The 18,299-nt window shown below is 67.9% G+C and carries 17 protein-coding genes; 6 read left to right on the top strand and 11 right to left on the bottom strand.

From position 1 onward, the window contains the following. Nucleotides 1-51 precede the first annotated feature (51 nt). Nucleotides 52-1,260 (top strand): cytochrome P450, encoded by a 1,209-nt coding sequence (locus tag Q1A09_RS21365; protein ID WP_299959972.1) that lies wholly within the window; start codon nucleotides 52-54, stop codon nucleotides 1,258-1,260. Nucleotides 1,261-1,484: 224 nt separating this feature from the next. Here the strand turns inward: Q1A09_RS21365 and Q1A09_RS21360 are convergent, their stop codons facing one another. Both Q1A09_RS21360 and Q1A09_RS22660 read right to left on the bottom strand, forming a co-directional pair. Next, on the bottom strand, nucleotides 1,485-2,387 hold the full coding sequence (locus Q1A09_RS21360; protein WP_299959969.1) for a hypothetical protein: 903 nt from the start codon (nucleotides 2,385-2,387) through the stop codon (nucleotides 1,485-1,487). A 124-nt stretch (nucleotides 2,388-2,511) separates the two neighbouring features. Next, complete coding sequence (locus Q1A09_RS22660) at nucleotides 2,512-2,727, bottom strand: PF20097 family protein (RefSeq protein WP_366139818.1); 216 nt, start codon at nucleotides 2,725-2,727, stop codon at nucleotides 2,512-2,514. Nucleotides 2,728-3,127: 400 nt separating this feature from the next. Between Q1A09_RS22660 and Q1A09_RS21355 the strand changes: the two genes are divergently transcribed. After that, entirely contained in the window at nucleotides 3,128-3,511 is a 384-nt protein-coding gene (locus Q1A09_RS21355) for a hypothetical protein (protein ID WP_299959966.1), read from the top strand. A 128-nt stretch (nucleotides 3,512-3,639) separates the two neighbouring features. Here Q1A09_RS21355 and Q1A09_RS21350 read toward each other — a convergent pair whose 3' ends face one another. The 3 genes from Q1A09_RS21350 to Q1A09_RS21340 all read right to left on the bottom strand — a co-directional run bounded on the left by Q1A09_RS21350 (nucleotide 3,640) and on the right by Q1A09_RS21340 (nucleotide 6,455). Continuing rightward, nucleotides 3,640-4,248, bottom strand: coding sequence for a LysE family translocator (locus Q1A09_RS21350; protein WP_299959963.1), 609 nt, complete (start codon nucleotides 4,246-4,248; stop codon nucleotides 3,640-3,642). A 265-nt stretch (nucleotides 4,249-4,513) separates the two neighbouring features. Then, on the bottom strand, nucleotides 4,514-5,698 hold the full coding sequence (locus Q1A09_RS21345) for a MerR family transcriptional regulator (protein ID WP_299959961.1): 1,185 nt from the start codon (nucleotides 5,696-5,698) through the stop codon (nucleotides 4,514-4,516). Between the two features lie 259 nt (nucleotides 5,699-5,957). Continuing rightward, on the bottom strand, nucleotides 5,958-6,455 hold the full coding sequence (locus Q1A09_RS21340; RefSeq protein WP_299959959.1) for a GNAT family N-acetyltransferase: 498 nt from the start codon (nucleotides 6,453-6,455) through the stop codon (nucleotides 5,958-5,960). A gap of 195 nt (nucleotides 6,456-6,650) precedes the next feature. Here Q1A09_RS21340 and Q1A09_RS21335 point away from each other — a divergent pair, with 195 nt between their 5' ends. Both Q1A09_RS21335 and Q1A09_RS21330 read left to right on the top strand, forming a co-directional pair. Continuing rightward, entirely contained in the window at nucleotides 6,651-7,196 is a 546-nt protein-coding gene (locus tag Q1A09_RS21335; RefSeq protein ID WP_299959957.1) for a GNAT family N-acetyltransferase, read from the top strand. A gap of 490 nt (nucleotides 7,197-7,686) precedes the next feature. Beyond that, nucleotides 7,687-8,421: a hypothetical protein gene (locus Q1A09_RS21330; protein ID WP_299959954.1), complete on the top strand. Its 735-nt coding sequence runs from the start codon at nucleotides 7,687-7,689 to the stop codon at nucleotides 8,419-8,421. 110 nt (nucleotides 8,422-8,531) lie between these two features. On the opposite strand, the gene Q1A09_RS21325 is transcribed toward Q1A09_RS21330, so the two are convergent. Then, complete coding sequence (locus Q1A09_RS21325) at nucleotides 8,532-8,699, bottom strand: hypothetical protein (protein ID WP_299959951.1); 168 nt, start codon at nucleotides 8,697-8,699, stop codon at nucleotides 8,532-8,534. Nucleotides 8,700-9,077: 378 nt separating this feature from the next. Beyond that, nucleotides 9,078-10,862, bottom strand: a complete 1,785-nt coding sequence (locus Q1A09_RS21320; RefSeq protein WP_299959948.1) for a PIN-like domain-containing protein — start codon at nucleotides 10,860-10,862, stop codon at nucleotides 9,078-9,080. A gap of 269 nt (nucleotides 10,863-11,131) precedes the next feature. On the opposite strand from Q1A09_RS21320, the gene Q1A09_RS21315 reads away from it, so the two are divergent. After that, nucleotides 11,132-11,479: a hypothetical protein gene (locus tag Q1A09_RS21315; RefSeq protein WP_299959945.1), complete on the top strand. Its 348-nt coding sequence runs from the start codon at nucleotides 11,132-11,134 to the stop codon at nucleotides 11,477-11,479. A gap of 523 nt (nucleotides 11,480-12,002) precedes the next feature. Further along, on the top strand, nucleotides 12,003-12,302 hold the full coding sequence (locus tag Q1A09_RS21310) for a hypothetical protein (RefSeq protein ID WP_299959943.1): 300 nt from the start codon (nucleotides 12,003-12,005) through the stop codon (nucleotides 12,300-12,302). A gap of 977 nt (nucleotides 12,303-13,279) precedes the next feature. On the opposite strand, the gene araA is transcribed toward Q1A09_RS21310, so the two are convergent. The 4 genes from araA to Q1A09_RS21290 are packed head-to-tail and all read right to left on the bottom strand — an operon-like array spanning nucleotide 13,280 to nucleotide 18,247. Next, entirely contained in the window at nucleotides 13,280-14,782 is a 1,503-nt protein-coding gene (gene araA / locus Q1A09_RS21305) for an L-arabinose isomerase (RefSeq protein WP_299959940.1), read from the bottom strand. A gap of 11 nt (nucleotides 14,783-14,793) precedes the next feature. Further along, entirely contained in the window at nucleotides 14,794-15,477 is a 684-nt protein-coding gene (locus Q1A09_RS21300; RefSeq protein WP_299959937.1) for an L-ribulose-5-phosphate 4-epimerase, read from the bottom strand. Next, nucleotides 15,474-17,132 (bottom strand): xylulokinase, encoded by a 1,659-nt coding sequence (locus Q1A09_RS21295; RefSeq protein WP_299959934.1) that lies wholly within the window; start codon nucleotides 17,130-17,132, stop codon nucleotides 15,474-15,476. The genes Q1A09_RS21300 and Q1A09_RS21295 overlap by 4 nt, the downstream gene beginning before the upstream one ends. After that, nucleotides 17,129-18,247 (bottom strand): LacI family DNA-binding transcriptional regulator, encoded by a 1,119-nt coding sequence (locus tag Q1A09_RS21290; protein WP_299959931.1) that lies wholly within the window; start codon nucleotides 18,245-18,247, stop codon nucleotides 17,129-17,131. The genes Q1A09_RS21295 and Q1A09_RS21290 overlap by 4 nt, the downstream gene beginning before the upstream one ends. Nucleotides 18,248-18,299 lie beyond the last annotated feature (52 nt).

The raw sequence follows: 18,299 nt of genomic DNA, 5'->3' as shown, positions 1-18,299 counted from the left end.
GCGCATCCGGGACCGCCCGGGGCGGTGCCGCCGCTCACTAGACTCACTCCAGTGACCTTGGCCCCCGCCCCGCTGGACCTCACCGACCCCGCGGTCGTGGCCGACCCCTATCCGGCCTTCGCCGAGGCCCGGGCGGCGGCGCCGGTGCAGTGGCACGAGGGCCTGGGGCTCTGGCTGGCGTTCACCCACGCCGAGTCCAACGCGGTGCTGCGCGACCGCCGGCTGGGCCGGCTGTGGTCGGACAAGGCGCCGGCGGAGCGGTTCGAGAGCTTCAACCTGATCCACCGCAACGCCATCCTGGAGATGGAGCCGCCGGTGCACACCCGGCTGCGCCGGCTGATCAGCGCGGCGTTCGCCCGCGGGCACGTGGAGCGGCTGCGGCCGTGGGTGCAGGAGCTGGCCGACTCCCTCGTCGACGGTCTGGTCGAGCGCTCCGCCGGCCGGACGCCGGTCGACGTGCTGTCCGGGATGGCCGAGGAGCTGCCGGTCGCGGTCATCGCCGAGCTGCTCGGGGTGCCCGAGTCCGACCGGCCGCTGCTGCGGCCGTGGTCCAACGCGATCGTGAAGATGTACGAGTACGGCCGGACGACGGCCGTCGAGGACGACGCCGAGCGGGCCGCCGCCGAGTTCGTCGCCTACCTGCGCGAGCTGGCCGCCGAACGCCGCCGGACGCCGGGTGAGGACCTGCTGACCCACCTGGTCACGGTGCGGGACTCCGAGGGCGACCGGCTGACCGAGGACGAGCTGGTCACCACCTGCGTCCTGCTGCTCAACGCCGGGCACGAGGCGACGGTGAACGTGTCGGGCAACGGCCTGCTCGCCCTGCTGGAGCACCCCGCGCAGCTGCAGCGGCTGCGCGAGGACCCGGCGCTGCTGCCCACCGCGATCGAGGAGCTGATGCGCTACGACTCGCCGCTGCAGCTGTTCGAGCGCACCGCGACCGCCGACGTCGAGATCGGCGGGGTCACCGTGGAGCGCGGCCAGAAGATCGCCGCCCTGCTGGGTGCGGCCAACCGCGACCCGGCGGTGTTCGCCGACCCCGACACCCTGGACGTCGGCCGCACCGACAACCCGCACATCTCCTTCGGCGCCGGCGTCCACTTCTGCATCGGCGCCCCACTGGCCCGGGTCGAGCTGCAGGCCTCCTTCGGCGCACTGCTGAGCCGCACCTCGTCGCTGGAGCTGGGCGCCCCGGCCCGCCGACGTCCGGAGTTCGTCCTCCGCGGCCTGCACGACCTGCCGGTGGTCCTCACCCCCTGAACCCCCGGCGCGGCCACATCTTGCTCGCCACGGTCGATTACACCCTGGCACCAGCGGGGCATCGATCCACGCCCGACGGCGCGTGCGCCCCAGCAGCTAGTTGCACCCAGAACGACGTAACGGGGCTTATCGGCGTCCCCTCGGCTTCAGACGCGCCGACCTACGGCGCGACAACCGCGATCCGCGGACGGTCGATTGGATGCGAAGGCGCCCTCACGTGCCTGTCAGCCCAGCGGCTGCCAGTAGTTCGCGGCCTGCGGTGGCTCAGTCAGCTGCGGCAAAGCGGTGGTGGCGGTGAAGGCCGAGCGGATCCAGTGGGTGCACTCCCAGTCCCACGCCCACAGCGTCGTGGCCCCGACCGAGGGGCTGCTGACCGGGACGTACAGGGCGCTGAGTAGGCCGGCGAAGCTCAGATGCACCCCGTCGTAGTCGACGGCGAGAGCGCTCCAAGTCGGGGCCAGGCCGTTGTCAATCTCGGCCACCTCGCGCAGGTTGGTGTCAGAGCCGTGGTGGGTGGCTGGATCGCCGTAGCGGGTGCTCAGTGCGTGCCAGTCGGCGGCGGAGTTGACCTCGGCGATGCGGGTGTGCGCGGCCACCTGCAGGCGCTGCTGGGCCACGGGGTAAGTCGCGTCCCAGTCGCTGGCCCCGCAGGCCAGCTCGGCGTGGGCGCTGGAGCGGATCGGCTCGTCTGCCGGCACTGCCAGCTCGGTGGACGTGACCAACCCGTGCCGCGGCTTCTGGGCGTACGTCTCCCACGAGCTGATCGCCCCGGTAGGTGCGGGCACCTCGGCCGGGTCCGGTTGGCGGTCCTCGCGGCCGACCAGCAGCAGTTGGTCATCATGCTGCAGTGGGGCACCCCACCAGGCGTTGCGCTCGTCGGCCAACACATCGGCAACCAGGGAGCGCAACGGTCGCACGCCCTTGAGGACGTCGGCACGGACGATGGACGGGCGGCTGCCACCGCTCCATGGGTTCAGCTCGCGCAGGGCGATGCTGGCCAACGTGCAACTCGTGGCGGGGTCGGCCAGCTGGTCGGCGGTCACGTTGTTACGAGCGGCCAGTACGAACAACGCTGCGGCGAGCGGTGCCTCCAGAAAGTCTGCGATGCGGTGCTCGAGAGTGGCCACATGGTCAGTCTGAGCGGTCAGGGATCCGGGGACCGCATGCTGGTGCGTTCAGATTCGACAGACCCGCCGGCCAGCGGGGCCGGCCACATTCGCATACCAGGTCGGTCGGCTTCCGCCCCTGGACTCAGGCCTCGAACACACCCAGGCCGCAGGACCCGCATCTGACGGCGGCAAGCATCGGCGGGCGGAACAGTGATCCCGTGGCCAGATGCTCATTGCCTAGGGCCGTCAGTCCGACGGACTCGCCCTCGGCGATCCAGTTGAGGTAGACCGCCTGACCCGCGATGTGTCCGCGAGCGAGGGCGGTGTCACACCGTGGACACGTGGTGGGCAGCGCCATTGTTGACCTCCTCTCGCTTCAAGCTACGCGCCGGTCGACTCGGGGACCGTGCGCACCCAAGGGCGACCAGCGGAGAGCGGCCATCTCGCTCTGCGTGACCAGAAAGGGGTTCCGAAACAGCGGCTCACAATCCCCCGTTAACCGACGGCCCGATACCCAACGTTTTCGGTCCGATGACCACCCGTCGTCCCGAAGGGACCTGGGCCCCAAACGGCGGTCAAGGCAACTGCCGAGCCTCGAATCAGGCTGGGGGGGGCGCCGGACATGACAACGCCTCGACGGATCGAGACCGCGGCGGGAGCAGGGACGATTCCCCCGAATTCAGTGACTAGGTTGACCTAAGCGACATGTCCACCGAGCCAATCAGCGCGACAGCGCGTGGCCGATGCCGAGGAGCCGCATGACCGACAGCACGCCCCCGACGTTCACTGGCGGCCGCAACATCGCCACGAAAGTGCCACCGCATCAGTGGGAGGAGACGGTTCGCTTCTACCGCGACACCCTGGGATTGAGAGAGCCGGACAACCCCTACGACGCTGGCCCACAGTCGGTGGGCTTCGAGTTCGGGGCTAACAAGCTGTGGATCGACCGCGTCCCGACGATCAGCCAGGCCGAGATGTGGCTGCAGGTCACCACCGACGACACCGCCGCAGCGGCCGAGCTCCTGGCCGCCCGCGGAGTAGCCCGCTGCGATGACATCGAGCCCCTCGGGACGACATCTGCCTACTGGATCAGCAGTCCGGCCAGCATCGTCCACTTGATCTCCGAGCCAGACACCGATTGACGGCCCGGGGTCACGTGGTGCTCGTGGCCACAATGGTCGAGACCGGCTGGCGAGATCCTGGGCGGACGAACCTGCTGTTCAAGCAAATCCGTCCTCGGTCAGACGTCGCCGACGCGTCGCGATCAACGTCAGGCCGCGACTGCACGCGACCTGTCGGTGGCGAGCTTGACCGCGAGGCCGCCAAGCACCCCGCCCATGACGTAGCGCTGATACCGCGTCCAGCTCGGCCGCGCCGATAAGAACCCGGCCAGACCACCGGCAAAGACAACGATCAGGCCGTTCACGGTTAGCGCGATGGCGATCTGCACGAGCCCGAGCACGAGGCTCTGCAGCGCTACCGGTGCGCCGGCCGGATCGATGAACTGTGGCAGCAGCGACACATAGAGGACGGCGACCTTGGGGTTGAGCAGGTTCGTGAACAACCCCATGGCGAACAATCGACGCGGCCGCTCCACGGGGAGCTCACGCGGCGCGAAGACGTTCGTGCCGCCAGGCCGGACGGCCTGCCAGGCCAGGTACAGCAGGTACGCCGCCCCGGCCAGCTTCAGAGCGGTGTAGGCAGCGGGGACGACGACGAAGAACGCGGCGAGGCCGGCTGCGGCCGCCGCGAGGTAGACGAAGAAGCCGGCGCCCACCCCCAGCAAGGAGATGAGGCCAGCGCGCCGGCCTTGGGTGATCGACCGCGACACCAGGTAGATCATGTTCGGGCCCGGGGTAAAGACCAGCGCCAGCTCCACCAGAGCGACCCCGAGCAGTGCAGATGCCGAAACCACGGGTGCCGTTCTCCCTAAGCCGATGAGTCTCGTCACCGAAGACTGTCACGCTGAGCAATCTCAGCCGGAGACTGGACCAAAACGCCCGTTGGCGGACTGGCCGGTTCCCGAACGTTCTCGGGCTGCGGAGCCCCCCGCGGTGGCCAGGGGTGAGCGCTGCGTCTTGTTGTGGCCGACCGATCGGCTACTGGCCGCTCTTTACTCAACCGTTTTTGGGCCGATCGCTCGGCTATCCGTTCTTGGTCCAGCGCAGGATGCTGGCATCGCCCAGCCGCTCGCGGGCCTCGCGCCGTGGAAGGCGCGGATCGTCCTCCTCCTCGAGCATCTGTCGAAGGCGAGCGAGGCCCAGGGCGAGTTCGGCTGGATTGTCGCGTTCGAGGCGGCCGAAGAAGCTGGTCTGCCGGCGGGTGCGCTCGTCGAGGACTGCCTCGGGGAAGGCGCACAGGGCGCCGATGGAGGCATCCAGCAGGTCGGTGAAGTACATCGGTTCGGCGGTCGTTCCGGGCAGGTGGGCGACCATGTCGGAGAGCGTGGGCCGACGGTCCAGGGCGAAGGACCGGGCGCTGGGGAACAGGTCGAAGACCCAGGTGACGTCGCGCAGGTGGTCGGCGGCCAGCCCCATCACGGCCAGGCGTCCGCCAGGCCGCAGCACACGTGCCGCCTCATCGAGCGCTGCCCGCCAGTCGCTGACCTGGTGGAGCATCGAGATCATCACGACGGCGTCGGCGCTCGCGTCTGGCAGCGGCAGCGCCGTCGCGTCGCCGTCGACCGTCTCCACCCCCTTGGCCTCGGCCTGCTCGCGCATCTCCGGGCTCACGTCGACAACCACCGTCTTCCAGCCGCGGTCCCGCAACGCGGCCGCGTAGTTGCCGGTCCCTCCCCCGACATCGAGCAACCGATCACCGGGCGCCCCCTCCAGCGCCCTCGCGATCGGGTCGAGGATCGAAGGGCTCGCGCCACGGGTCTGGTCATATCGCCCCGACTGCTCGCGGTAGTCGTGCTGGAGGTCCTGATCCAGCGCGGTCATGGCCGCGATGGCACTGATCAAGTCCCCATCAGGCGCCGTGATCCCCTCGGCGGATCCCGCTCGCAGCTGCTCGAGCCGGCGGAGCAGGGCCTCCCGGTCAGCGATGTCGCTCCGGACCTGCTCCAGCTGGCGTACCACCAACTCGGGCAAGCTCTCACTGCGGGAGTGAGCCAGCGCCTCGGCAGCCTCGCGCAACGACATGCCCAAGCCGCGCAACGCCTGGACGCGATACAGCCGGTCGATGTCGGCCGGCAGATACCGCCGGTGACCAGCCGTCGTGCGCGCCGACGCTGACACCAACCCGAGCCGGTCGTAGTGATGCAGCATCCGGACCGACAATCCGGTCGCCGCTGCCATCTGCCCGACGCTGAGCCCCTCATCACCCATGAGCCCATGCTCCGGCCTGACACCGTGACAGGTGCAAGCCCACAAACCCGGAATGCCGCCCCGCCCACCAGCGCACGACAGCTCAGTAACACCACGGCTGGCACGTCGACCAGCCCAGCCAGGGGCGCAGCGCCGTCGCCTTCTTGGGCTGGACGGCGGCCACACTGGTGCCACTCGTCCTGCCGGGCGGACTGATAGCCCCCCTTAATGGACTGACCGGTACCCATGCGTTTTCGGTCCGACGAACACTGCCAAGGACCTACACCTGCAACTTCAGCTCACCAACGCGCTCGTCCTCGCTCATCTCGCCGGTCGGCCGGAAGCCCAGCCCGAGGTAGAAGGGCTCGGGGCTGGCGTGGCCGACGTGCCAAGTCGTCGTCAGGCGTGTGGTGCCGCGGCGACGGAGCTCGGCAGCGACGGCGTCGACGGCGAAACGGCCATGGCCGTGACCTTGATGTGCGGCAGCGATGTTGAGCCGCCACAGGCCAGACCGAAGGTCAGGCCCGGCGGCGGGCCGGGCGAAGTCGAAGTCGAAGTCGAAGTCGAAGTCGAAGTCGAAGAACGCCATGAGGAAGCCGACCGCTTGCCCGTCACACCGAATCAACCGCGGCCAGGCGCGCCGCCCGAACGCATAAGCCTCGGCCAGTGACTTCACGACCGGCGAGACCACGTGACTCTGGTTTGCGCGTACCTCGACGCCCAGTGCTTCGTCGATGTTCTCGGGCATGATGACTTCCAACGATCGCTCGGCCGTCATGCCGGCCAGGCTAGTGGGACGCGCCGACCCTCCCAGTGGCATAGGTGGGTCGGACAGTGGGACGCCTGCGTTCCCACAGCGCTGACCGAAACCGCCCGTTAACGGACGGCCCGATACCCAACCGTTTAGGAGCCAACGGGAGCCAGTGGTAGTCCGGGCGCGCGTGGCCGGACGGACAGCAGGCACGCTTCTCGCGTGACTCATGCACCTTGGCCTGCGGCAGTCCCCCTCTCCTCACCTCGTCTGGCGCTTGAGCCGCTGCAGGTCAGTCACGCCGCCGAGGCCGCGACAGCCTTCGGGGATGCGGCGTTGCACCAGTTCACCGGAGGGGCGCCAGCCACCGAGGAGCAACTTCGCGCTCGGTACGCCCGCCAGGTCCATGGGCACTCTCCGGACCGCACTCAGGGATGGCTGAACTGGATGCTTCGCCAACACGACACCGGCGAACTCATCGGGACCGTGCAGGCCACCCTCACCCGCACAGCCGACAACCGCATCACCGCTGAACTCGCCTGGATCATCGCCACCAGCCACCAGCGCCAGCACCTGGCGAAGGAGGCCGCCGCTGTGGTCGTCGCGTGGCTCTCCCAGGTCGGTGTCGCGGACTTGGTCGCGCACATCCACCCGCACCATCTGACCTCCGCTGGCGTAGCCCGCCACCTCGGATTGCACCCCACGCCCGTGATCGTCGACGGCGAGGTCGAGTGGCGACTGGCTCCAGGCCCCGTCGAGGCGGCGTGAGCGCACGAGCGATGCGGTCAAGCGCGGGCCAGTTCCGCACCCGACGGGGCGCGCGGACCTAAAGCGCAGAGCGCGGCTAGCGGGAATCGGCCGTGTCGCTCTGTGTGACCAGAAAGGGGTTCCGAAACTGCGGCCCACAACCACCCGTTTCTGGGCCGCTCCGCACACCACTTGACTCGTCGGGTGTTTCCGCAGGTCGAAGGACGGGTCAACCGGCCCAAAACCCGTGCCCGAAATCAACGGCCTGAATCCGTCGACCCATGACCTTTGTGGGCCGCTCCCGCTAGGCCGCGCGCGTGACCATGGTCGGCTACGCGCGGTGCCCGCGCTTAAGCAGGACCCAGCGCTGCAGCACGACGCGCTCAGCTCCGCCAGCGTGGTAAATCAGCCGGAGAAGTCCTCACGACCAAGACTGAACTGAGCGAACATCGGGTTCTTGAATGCCAGTCCCCGTTGAGCAAGGCTCAACCGCTCGCCCTACGGTCCCCTCGTGGACACGCCTCCTGAGAAGTCGACGGGCCGAGAGCTGCTGGAAAAGACCGTGGAGGGCACCGCCGGCATGGTGCCGTTCGCTGGCGGCCCACTCGGAGTAGCCCTGGCCTTGGCGATGGGCTGGTCCTACAACAAGCGGATGCAGCAGTGGCTGGACGACGTCGCCGTGGCGATCACCGAGCTGCAAGAGGCGACCGAGGACTGGCCGTCGTTCGAAGAGCTCGCCCAGGACGACGTCTTCGTCGACGCCGTCCTGCGCGCCAGCCAGGCCGCCCAGGCCACCCATCAGGCCGAGAAGTTGGATGCCCTGCGTAATGGCGTCCTCAACAGCCCTGGCCGAGACGCCCCCGACGTGGAGGAGCAGGCCCGCTTCTTCCGCTTGGTCGATCAGTTCACCGCCAGCCACCTCCGGCTGCTGGTCTTCCTGCACGACCCGAAGGCGGCGTTCACCCGCGCCGGCCTCGAGATGCCGAACGTCGGGCCGTTCTACTCGCGGGCTCGATTCATCGCCCGGCACCCCGACTTCGCGGAGAAGCCGATCGCTTGGGTGCAGCTGCTCGCTGGCGACCTGGCCGCCGCGTCGCTGACTGCGCATGGCGAGCTACACACGAACGTGACAGGGGACAGCCTCTGGTTGTCCGCCACCAGCCCACTCGGCGATCGATTCCTCAACTTCATCAGTGCACCGCTCGAGTTGAGCGACCGACGACCGCCCACGGTTGACGAGTCGTGAGCACACTGCCAGCAGTGGACGCTCCAGTGCAGCTACCTGACCCTTAGATAAAGGACGTTTACTCACGGCCGACCTGTCGGACCGTGAGCCGGGTGGACTTGGTCGGCGGGTTACCAGGAGAACAGCTCGGTGAGTTCACCGAGCTCCGCGGTCAGGGCCAACAGGATCTTGGGCTCGTGGACTTCGTCCCAACCCCGAGCTTCGGCGAACTCGCGCAGCCGGAGCGCGAGTCCGGGGATCGTGCGGCCGCTGGCCGGTGTGGGTAGGTCCGGTGCCATGCCGCCCTTGGTACGGCACGTCTCGCGCCGTGTGCGCGGCGGGCCGCTGACGCCTCCGTCTGCCGCTGCGTCCGTGAGTAACGAGGAGCTGGTGACGGTCCTGCGACCGACTCTTGCGCCAGGTCATGCAACAAGAACTCGATCACCGCGACATGCTCAGGGACGAGATCCTGTCCAACCAGCCAGGGGCGCCCCGGTCCTGGATTGACCTGAGCAGCGGAAACGCATGGATCGCCACGCACCGTGGCCAGTAGTACAGCCACACCGCAGCAGTCGACCCCCCATCCCCAAGGAGCGTCGTCTAGAGATGATCGCCGGTAACTCACCTGACACCTGACGAACCATTATCGACGTTTGCAGACCAGGCTCCTTCAGGAGCTAGCTGGATCGCGGGGCTGCAGAACCGCTGCCACCATCCCCGTCATCGACTTCCTCCGTAGCGGGATCGTCGGTAAGACCTTGTATGAACTCAAGATTCTCTTCAGTCACCTGGCCCACCACACTGACCGTGAAACGGTCATTATCGCCAATGCTGGCGCTTTCGATCGCGAACCCGTGGCGAAGGAGTTCAACCATCTCCGGATCCAGCTCGACCGACATGGGAACGATCGATCCATCCCTATGCCTGACAGGCACGTTGCTAACCCACCCTAAGAACGAGCGACCAGCCTCCGTCAGCTCAGTAACGGGAGCCGGGTACCCGTAATCCGATACGGTGCCCGCTATGTAATTGCTATCGTGAAGAAACGCGAGGATAGCCGTAAGGAGAGGCATGGGCATGCCGCATTCGACAGCAATCTCTTCAACCGAGACGCCGTCGGACCCGTCAATGTCCAACTTTCTAGCGACACACCTAAGTACACGACGGTCATCACGCTCTTTATCTAGCTGTTGCATGAAAGCGGGATCCAACTCGAATCCACTTGCAGTTACGGAGTTTCCGTCGTACTTCGTGACGAGAACATCACCAACATCATCGCCCACCTCGCCCCTAGCGCGCATTTCTGCTACCAGGCGAGTTACAGGACGCGTGAATCCGCGCAGACTCCTAGCGTCGTGGTAGTGACCCAGCTCATATACCAGCTCGCGATCGACCCGGCCGCCCTGTCGAGCAGCTAGGCGTATAGCCGCCCCCTGAACACGGGCTTGCGTGTCCAGTGAAGACATAAGAGTTTGGGCAGCCTCTTCGGACCACCCCGATGCAACGGCTCCATCATGCGACAAGAATTGTTCGACGCGCTCGACGTCTTGGACGGACTCGGGTTGGACATCTACTCCAAGGTGCACGCGAGCATGTTCTAAGAGGCTTGTAGGACGCAACATGTAGAGTCGCGTGTTAGCCCGCTTGCGCAACTCAGCCACAAGCTCAAGCCGAGGTCCTCGCCGCTCACCTCCTTCTCCTCGCCACCAGTCTTCCTTGACGTCACCTGTCACGAAAAGGACGTCGGACTTGCGCCGGGCACTCTCAATCAGAATTTGCTCCCAAACCAGATAGTCGCCGGCAGCTTCCCGTTCTCCCTTCTTTTTGTCCATGTAGCCAGGCGGAAGCCGTTGGTCCACCCGCCTTAAGCCTTCAATGACCGCTTGCTCATGAGTTTCCTCCGCGAGCGCGGGTCCACACTTCCCCGCCAGTACCGGTTCAAGCACTTGCAGCACCGGATCCGTCGCCGTATCACGAGCATAAAGTGACGCGTCTTCCAGATCGCGGTCATTGATTCCGCTTTCGACCGCGGCGAACGCCTCAGTCAACTCTGACACGAGTAGGGATAGAGTTTCTTCTTCTAGTGAAACCCTATTGGCCCAGGTGCGGAACGCCTGAAGAGACTTATTGCGGTGTCCCACCAACTCGTCGATCGCTTTGTGTGTATCGCGAGGATCGCGAAGAACGGTCTCCCTGTTACGCCAAAACTCCACGAGAACTTGATGAGGCACCCACAATCTCTCCCCGAGAGCCTCCAAAACTCTGACAAGAGCATCCCTGGCAGTATCGTCGTAGCGATAAAGATTCAACAGAACGTTTGCGTCAGGGATTACAAGACCACTGGTCAGCAGTCGCCTGTAGTCCTCATTGCTTGGCGTTCGATAACCCTCGAATCCGCTGAAGAGGCCAGATTCGCCCTGAGCACCGACATTCTCCGTGCTACGTCTCCGCGGTGTCGCCACGCCAATGAGCGTAGTGTTGACGGTCACTCTTGACCAGACGCCTGGGCCATCCTCTTCCGACTCCCTGGCCAAGGGGCGCCGCAACTTCGGGTGCGTAGTGGCCAACGGTCACTGGCTGCGGAAGCGCCTCGTAGCCGCACTTTGAGCTACTCCGGCGGGTCTCCCGCCCCCGCATGGAGGACGTCCTGTCGCCGATCGAGCCCAGGCACGAGGTCCGATGCCACGGCTGGGGACGGCAACTGTCGGCTGTTGCGTCTACGGTCCGCGACATGCGACCTCAGGATTCCCGAAACTCGCTCTATCTGATGTCCCTGGCTGTAGACATCCTCGCTCGCGGCAAGGGCCGCATTCAGGAACGACTGATCAATGCTTGGGTCTCCCAGGGGCACCATGCAGCTCCCATCGACGCCGGCGAGTTCGACCCCAGTCTTGAGCACGACATGCAAGTCTTCCACGAACGCATCACTCGCGTTCACGATGGGCCAAAGGAGATGGGCTCGATCCACAACACGGTCATGACGATGACCGAAGACGAGGCTAGCGACCTGGCGCAAACCATGACCGATCTGGTGAATCGGCTTCGCGGATACGTGCAGGAGACCGGGGGTCGAGTCTGATCGCGCCATCACGTCGTCGCTCTGGCCACTTTGTACCCCCGCTCGGCATTCTGAATGCCGAGCGGGGGAACGCGATCACGTCAACTGCTGGACAATGAGGAGCACCCCCTCTGCGAGGAGGGCCACCGTGACCTCTTCCACCAAGCGAAGGGCTTGGCGGCCAAGGCGCCGAACGAACGAGCGGGAAGGACTACGTACAGCAGGCACTGCAGCTCCCGTGCTGCTCAAGGGAATTGCGCCAGCCAGAAGCTGGCAGTCAACTCCCCACCTCGCTCGGCCCAAAGCCAGCAGCGCAAGCACACTGTAGTCGACCGTGTTCAGTTAGTTAGGTAATGAGGCTCGTGGCACGCCGAGCGATCTTGGGGTCCGCTTGACCCACGACCGAGGCTCCCCTGGATGTCTAGCCCTAGGAGAGAACGACATCAGGGTGCTCTTCGGAGGGGCAGCTACCCACCACGACTCATCCGCTAATAAGGGACGTTATTAGCGGGTGCCTGTCGGACCGCGGCGCTAGCTTCGCCTCATGACCGATGACGAGCCAGCCGGCGGCGGCGACCCCACGTTGACGACCGCCGACGTCCAGCGGATCTGGCCGGAGCTGCTGAGGGTGGTGCGCGGGCACAGGCGCACAACTGAGGGGCTGCTGCTAAGCGCCAAGGTGCACGACCTGGCCGACGGCACGCTCACGCTGTCGTTCGCCTCACCGCCGCTGGCCAACATCATGGGCGAAGACCTAAACCGGCAAGTCCTCCGACAGTCGGTCGAGGAACTGCTCGGTGTCCGCTGGACAGTCCAGACGATCGTCGACTTTCCGGCGCCATGACCCTTGACCCGTTGGCGGCGACCATCGCCGTGTCGTCCAGACCGTGCGGTTCGCTCCCCTAGCTCCGGGCTCCTAGCTTGCTGCACACTAGGCACCCTTTGACTGAACGATTGACGCCTTGGATTGAGCGTGCGACTACCTGGATCTCGAGCTGCCAAGTTGACTTCAGCGCGATCACTTATCCAGAACGAAACGGGTAAGGACCCCAGCAAGGCTCAGATCGGGATCGCCCTCACCGGCGGCCTCACCTACATTGTGGGCGCTTTCCCAGATGACGAGATGGTACTAATACCAATCCGATTCATCGTCCCGCTGCGCAGACTGCCAGACGAAAATCTACTGACACTCCCTCCGGGGACAAGGGTGATTAAGCGCAGCCTTGGAACTTTCTACGTGAGATTTGAACTAGTCACACCCGACTCGAAGTTGCGACTGCACATAGCTAAGCAGTGGCGCGAACTGATAGACGACCTGAATCGCCGGTCCACCGGTAAGTCGACCTGACGTGCAATCGGTCAACGCCTACTCGAACGCAGGAGAAGGCTGACGTCACAGATAGTCACGAAGCTGGGCGTGTGCCCGCGACGCCGCGCCAGCCGTCGGCCGTCGGCCGTCGGCCGTCGGCCGTCGGCCGTCGGCCGCTTGGATGCTGAGCTCTCGCAGGACGAGCCTACGGCGAACCATCGACAGCGGACATCGAGGACATACAACATAAAGGACGTTATGTTGTATGGCCGTTGCGACCGTCACCAAGGTGCTCGAAACCGTGAAGGCGAGAACAGCGCATTGCGCGGTGAGGAGATCTGCGTCCCCACGGACGCCTGCTGACCGCCGAGCGCCCCCTCCGACCGCTGCCTCGAGCTCTGCCTCGTCCCTGCTACGACGACGCCCCGGCCAGGAAGTCCTGGTCGGGGCGTCGAGGTGGGGTCCGGTCACCCGCGGCCACTCGGGAGAGTCCCGCTACGGGTGACCGGAGATCAGAGGCGCTGGTTGAGCCGGTGGTAGGCGGCGCTCCAGCGCAGCTCCTTGGCCAGGCTGCGGCGGGTGGTGTCGGCGTCGATGAGCACCAGCTCGGTCTGGAAGACCTCGGCCAGGTCGGTCAGCTCGTCGGCACCCAGCTGGGTGGACAGCACCGTGTGGTGCGGCCCGCCGGCGGTCAGCCAGCCCTCGGTCGCCGTCTCGAAGTCCGGCCGGGGCTCCCAGACCGCCCGGGCGACCGGGAGGTTCGGCAGCGGCTCGGAGGGCTCGACGACGTCGACCTCGTTGGCGACCCAGCGGAACCGGTCGCCCAAGTCCGACCAGCCGATGGTGATGCCGGCGGCGGGGGCGGCGCTGAACACCAGGCGGGCCGGGTCCTCGCGGCCGCCGATGCCCAGCGGGTGCACCTCCAGCCGCGGCTTCTCCCCCGCGATCGTCGGGCACACCTCGAGCATGTGCGCGCCGAGGATCTTCGGGGTCTCCGAGGCCAGGTCGTAGGTGTAGTCCTCCATGAAGGAGGTGCCACCGGGCAGGCCCTGGGCGGCGACCTTGAGCACCCGCAGCAGGGCGGAGGTCTTCCAGTCGCCCTCGCCGCCGAAGCCGTACCCGTCGGCCATCAGCCGCTGGACGGCGAGGCCGGGCAGCTGCCGCAGCCCGCCGAGGTCCTCGAAGTTCGTGGTGAACGCGCCGAAGCCGCCGTCGGTCAGGAACGACCGCAGCGCCACCTCGATCCGGGCCTGGTAGCGGACGCTGTGGTGCCGGTCGCCACCGGGGCGCAGGTCGGCGTCCATGTCGTAGAGGTCGCCGTACTCGGCCACCACCGCGTCGACGGCGGAGTCGGAGACCCGCTCGACCACCGCGACCAGGTCGTTGACGCCCCAGGTGTTCACCGACATGCCGAAGCGGATCTCCGCCTCGACCTTGTCGCCCTCGGTGACGGCGACGTTGCGCATGTTGTCGCCGAAGCGGGCCAGCTTCAGGCCGCGGGCGGCCGCGGCACCGGCGGCGGCGCGGGCCCAGGAGCCGACCCGGGCCTGCACCCGCGGGTTGCCCGCGTGGCCGGAGACGGTGGTGCGCGGGGTGCGCAGCCGGGTGAGCATGAACCCGTACTCCCGGTCGCCGTGGGCGGCCTGGTTGAGGTTCATGAAGTCCATGTCGATCGTCGCCCACGGCAGGGCGGCGTCGGCCTGGGTGTGCAGGTGCAGCAGCGGCTTGCGCAGCGCGTCCAGCCCGCTGATCCACATCTTCGCCGGGGAGAAGGTGTGCATCCAGGTGATGACGCCGAGGCAGTTCGGGTCCTCGTTCGCCTGGCCCATCATCGACCGGATCGCGCCGGCGTCGGTGAGCACCGGCTTCCAGACGACCCGCACCGGCACGGCGTCCGCGCCGTCCAGGGTCTCGGCGACCCGCTGGGACTGCTCCGCCACCTGCTGGAGGGTCTCCTCGCCGTACAGCCCCTGGCTGCCGGTGAGGAACCAGATCTCCTGGCCGTCGAATGCCACTCGTTGCTCCTTCATCGCTGTCCGTAGACGTTCTGGTAGCGCGCGTACAGCGAGTCGATGTCCGCCTGCGCGATGGGCTTGGGCTCCCCCAGCTGGCGGGAGAGGTGCACGGTGCGGGCGACGTCCTCGGTCATGACGGCGGCCTTGACCGCGGCCTTCGCCGAGGGCCCGATGGTGAAGACGCCGTGGTTCTTCATCAGCACCGCCGGCGAGCGGTGCCCCTGCAGCGTCCCGACGATGCCCTGGCCGATCGAGTCGTCACCGATCAGCGCGAAGGGCCCCACCGGGATCGGGCCGCCGAACTCGTCGGCCATCGCGGTGAGCACGCAGGGGATCTCCTCGTGCCGGGCCGCCCAGGCCGCGGCGTAGGTGCTGTGCGTGTGCACCTGGCCGTTGACCTCGGGCATGTTCCGGTAGACGTAGGCGTGCGCCGCGGTGTCGGACGACGGCGCCCGGACGCCGTCGACGGCGTTGCCGTCCAGGTCGCAGACGGTGATGCCCTCCCAGGTCAGCTGGTCGTACTCGACGCCGCTGCCCTTGATGACGAACAGGTCCTCGCCGGGCACCCGCTCGGACACGTTGCCCGAGGTCCAGGTGACCAGCTCGTAGCGGGTCAGGTAGGAGTGCAGGTGGGCGACGTGCTCGCGCTGCGCCCGTAGCGTGCCCTGCTCGGTGCGGGTGGGGGTGGCGGTCATGCCGGCTGCTCCTCGGTGGTGGCGGCGGACGGGGTCGGGTCGGTCGGCCGGTCGCCGACGGCGACGTGCGCCACGGCGGCCCGCTCGACCGGGAGGGCCGCGACGTACCGGCGCATGAAGGCGTCGAAGCCCGCGACGTCGTCCGGGTCGGGCAGGTGCGTCTGCATGCTGGTGCCGGCGAAGACCGCGGTGTCCAGGTAGTCGGCCAGGCTCTGCCCCGGTGCACGGCCGGTGGCGAAGGCGGCCAGGACGGCGATGCCCCAGGCACCGCCCTCCGCGGCCACGTCGCCGACCGATACCGGGGTGTCGATCGCGGCGGCCAGGAACCGCTGCGCCACGCCCTCGGTCTTGAAGAGGCCACCGTGGGCGAACATCCGGTCCAGCTGCACGCCCTCGGCCTGCAGCAGCACGTCCATCCCGATCCGCAGCGTGGCCAGCGAGGAGAACAGCTGGGTGCGCATGAAGCTGCCCAGGTCCAGCGGGCTGTCCGGGGAGCGCAGGAAGAGCGGCCGGCCCTCCTCGAAGTCGGTGATCGGCTCACCGGAGAGGTAGTTGTAGGCGAGCATCCCGCCGCCGTCGCGGGCGCCGTCCAGCGCCGCGGTGAACAGGGTCTGGAACACCTGCGCGGAGTCGACCTCGGCCCCGAGCGCCCGGGCGAACTGGCCGAACAGCCCGGCCCAGGCGTCGAGCTCGCTTGCCCCGTTGTTGCAGTGCACCATCGCCACCGGGTCACCGGCCGGCGTGGTCACCAGGTCCAGCTCGCGGTGCACCCCGGCGAGGTCACCCTCGAGCACGACCATGGCGAAGATGCTGGTGCCGGCTGAGACGTTGCCGGTGCGGGGCGCGACGGAGTTGGTGGCGACCATGCCGGTGCCCGCGTCCCCCTCGGGCGGGCACAGCGGGGTACCGGCCCGCAGCCGTCCGGCCGGGTCGAGCAGCCGCGCGCCGGCCTCGGTGAGCGCGCCGGCCGGCTGGCCGGCGACGGCGACGGCGGGCAGCAGCCCGGCGAGGCCCAGCTGCGCCCCGGCCTCGGCGGCCAGCTCGTCGAAGCGGGCCAGCATGGTGGCGTCGTACCCGCCGGTGGCGGCGTCGATCGGGAACATGCCGCTGGCGTCACCGACGCCGAGCACCTTCTCGCCGGTGAGCTGCCAGTGCACGTAGCCGGCCAGGGTCGTCAGGTGGTCGATCCGGCCGATGTGCTCCTCGCCGTCCAGAACTGCCTGGTAGAGGTGCGCAACGCTCCACCGGTGCGGGATGTTGACCCCGAACTCGGCGGACAGCCGCTCGGTCGCCCGGCCGGTGTTGGTGTTCCGCCAGGTGCGGAACGGTGCGAGCAGCGTCCCGTCGGCGTCGAAGGCGAGGTAGCCGTGCATCATCGCCGACACCCCGAGCGCGCCCACCCCGGTCAGCTCGACCCCGTGCCGGCGCCGCACGTCCTCGGCCAGCGCTGCCACGCTCTGCTGCACCCCGGACCAGACCTCGTCCAGCGAGTAGGTCCAGAGGCCGTCGACGAGCTGGTTCTCCCAGTCGTGGCTGCCGACCGCCAGGGGCTCGTGGTCCGGCCCGATCAGCACCGCCTTGATCCGGGTGGACCCGAGTTCGATGCCCAGGGCCGTGCGCCCGGAGTCGATCGCTCCGGTGACGTCCGTCGTCATGTCAGGGTTCCCTCCCGCCCATCGGTGATGGGCGCGTCTCCGCGGTCAGATCGACCGCGAGACGCGGCACGAGTCGTGATTGTTAGCGCTAACATCGGCTCCGTCAAACCGCTCGTCGAGCGACCAGGGCTCGGCCCGGTGGACGCCCGCACCACCAGCTCGGGCAGCACGGGATCGGCCTCCAGCTCCTCGCCGCGCAGCCGGGCGAGCACCAGCTGGACACCCCGGCGCCCCAGCTCGGCGAAGTCCTGGCGCACCGTGGTCAGCGGCGGGCGGTAGTAGGGGCACTCGGGGACGTCGTCGAAGCCCACGACGCTGATGTCCCCGGGCACCGACAGGCCCTCCTCGCAGAGCGCGTTGAGCACACCCAGCGCCATCTGGTCGTTGGCCACGAAGACAGCCGTGACCTCGTCGGCCGTACCGCGCGTGGCCCGCGCCCGTGCGGCGAGCTCCAGCCCCGCCGCGTACCCGGAGGAGGGCCACCAGTTCCCGCCCAGGACCTCGGGCACCGGCGCACCGGCGGCCTCCAGCTCGCGTCGCCAGCCGATCCGACGGCCCCGCGCCTCCAGGGAGTCCCCCGGACCGGTCACGTGGTGCACCGTCCGGTGCCCGAGGTCGAGCAGGTGCCGGGTGGCCAGCGCGGCGCCGGCCTCCTGGTCCACCCAGACGGTGGGCCGGGCGTCGTCCCGGCCGACCTGGACGGCGATCAGCGGCACCGGCACGTCGAACCGGCGCAGCGCATCGACGGCCTGACCGTAGGTGGACAGCGCGACCACCGCGTCGACCGACTGACCGACGAACCGGTCGACCGCCTCGCGCATCGCGATCTCGCTGTCGTCGTCGAGGATGGCGACGCTCAGCGAGTAGCCCGCGGCGCGGGCGGCCTTCTCCAGCCCGAGGAGCGTCTGCGCCGGGCCGTACTGGTTGATGTGCGAGGTGACCAGGCCGAGGGTCCTGGTCGAGCCGGTCACCAGCGCGCGAGCGGCGGTGTTGGGCCGGTAGCCGAGCTCGGCGATGGCCTGCTGCACCCGCTCGCGGGTGCTCGGTGCGACGTTCGGGTGGCCGTTGACCACCCGGGACACCGTCTGGTGCGAGACCCCCGCGCGGGCAGCCACGTCGGACAGCCCGAGGGAACGCGTCGATCCGTCCGGCAGCACCGTTCCCCCT

Source organism: uncultured Modestobacter sp. (genome assembly GCF_947486615.1).
Classification (GTDB): Bacteria; Actinomycetota; Actinomycetes; order Mycobacteriales; family Geodermatophilaceae; genus Modestobacter.
Note: the sequence above shows the minus strand (reverse complement) of the source record. Positions and strands in the feature narration are given on the sequence as shown.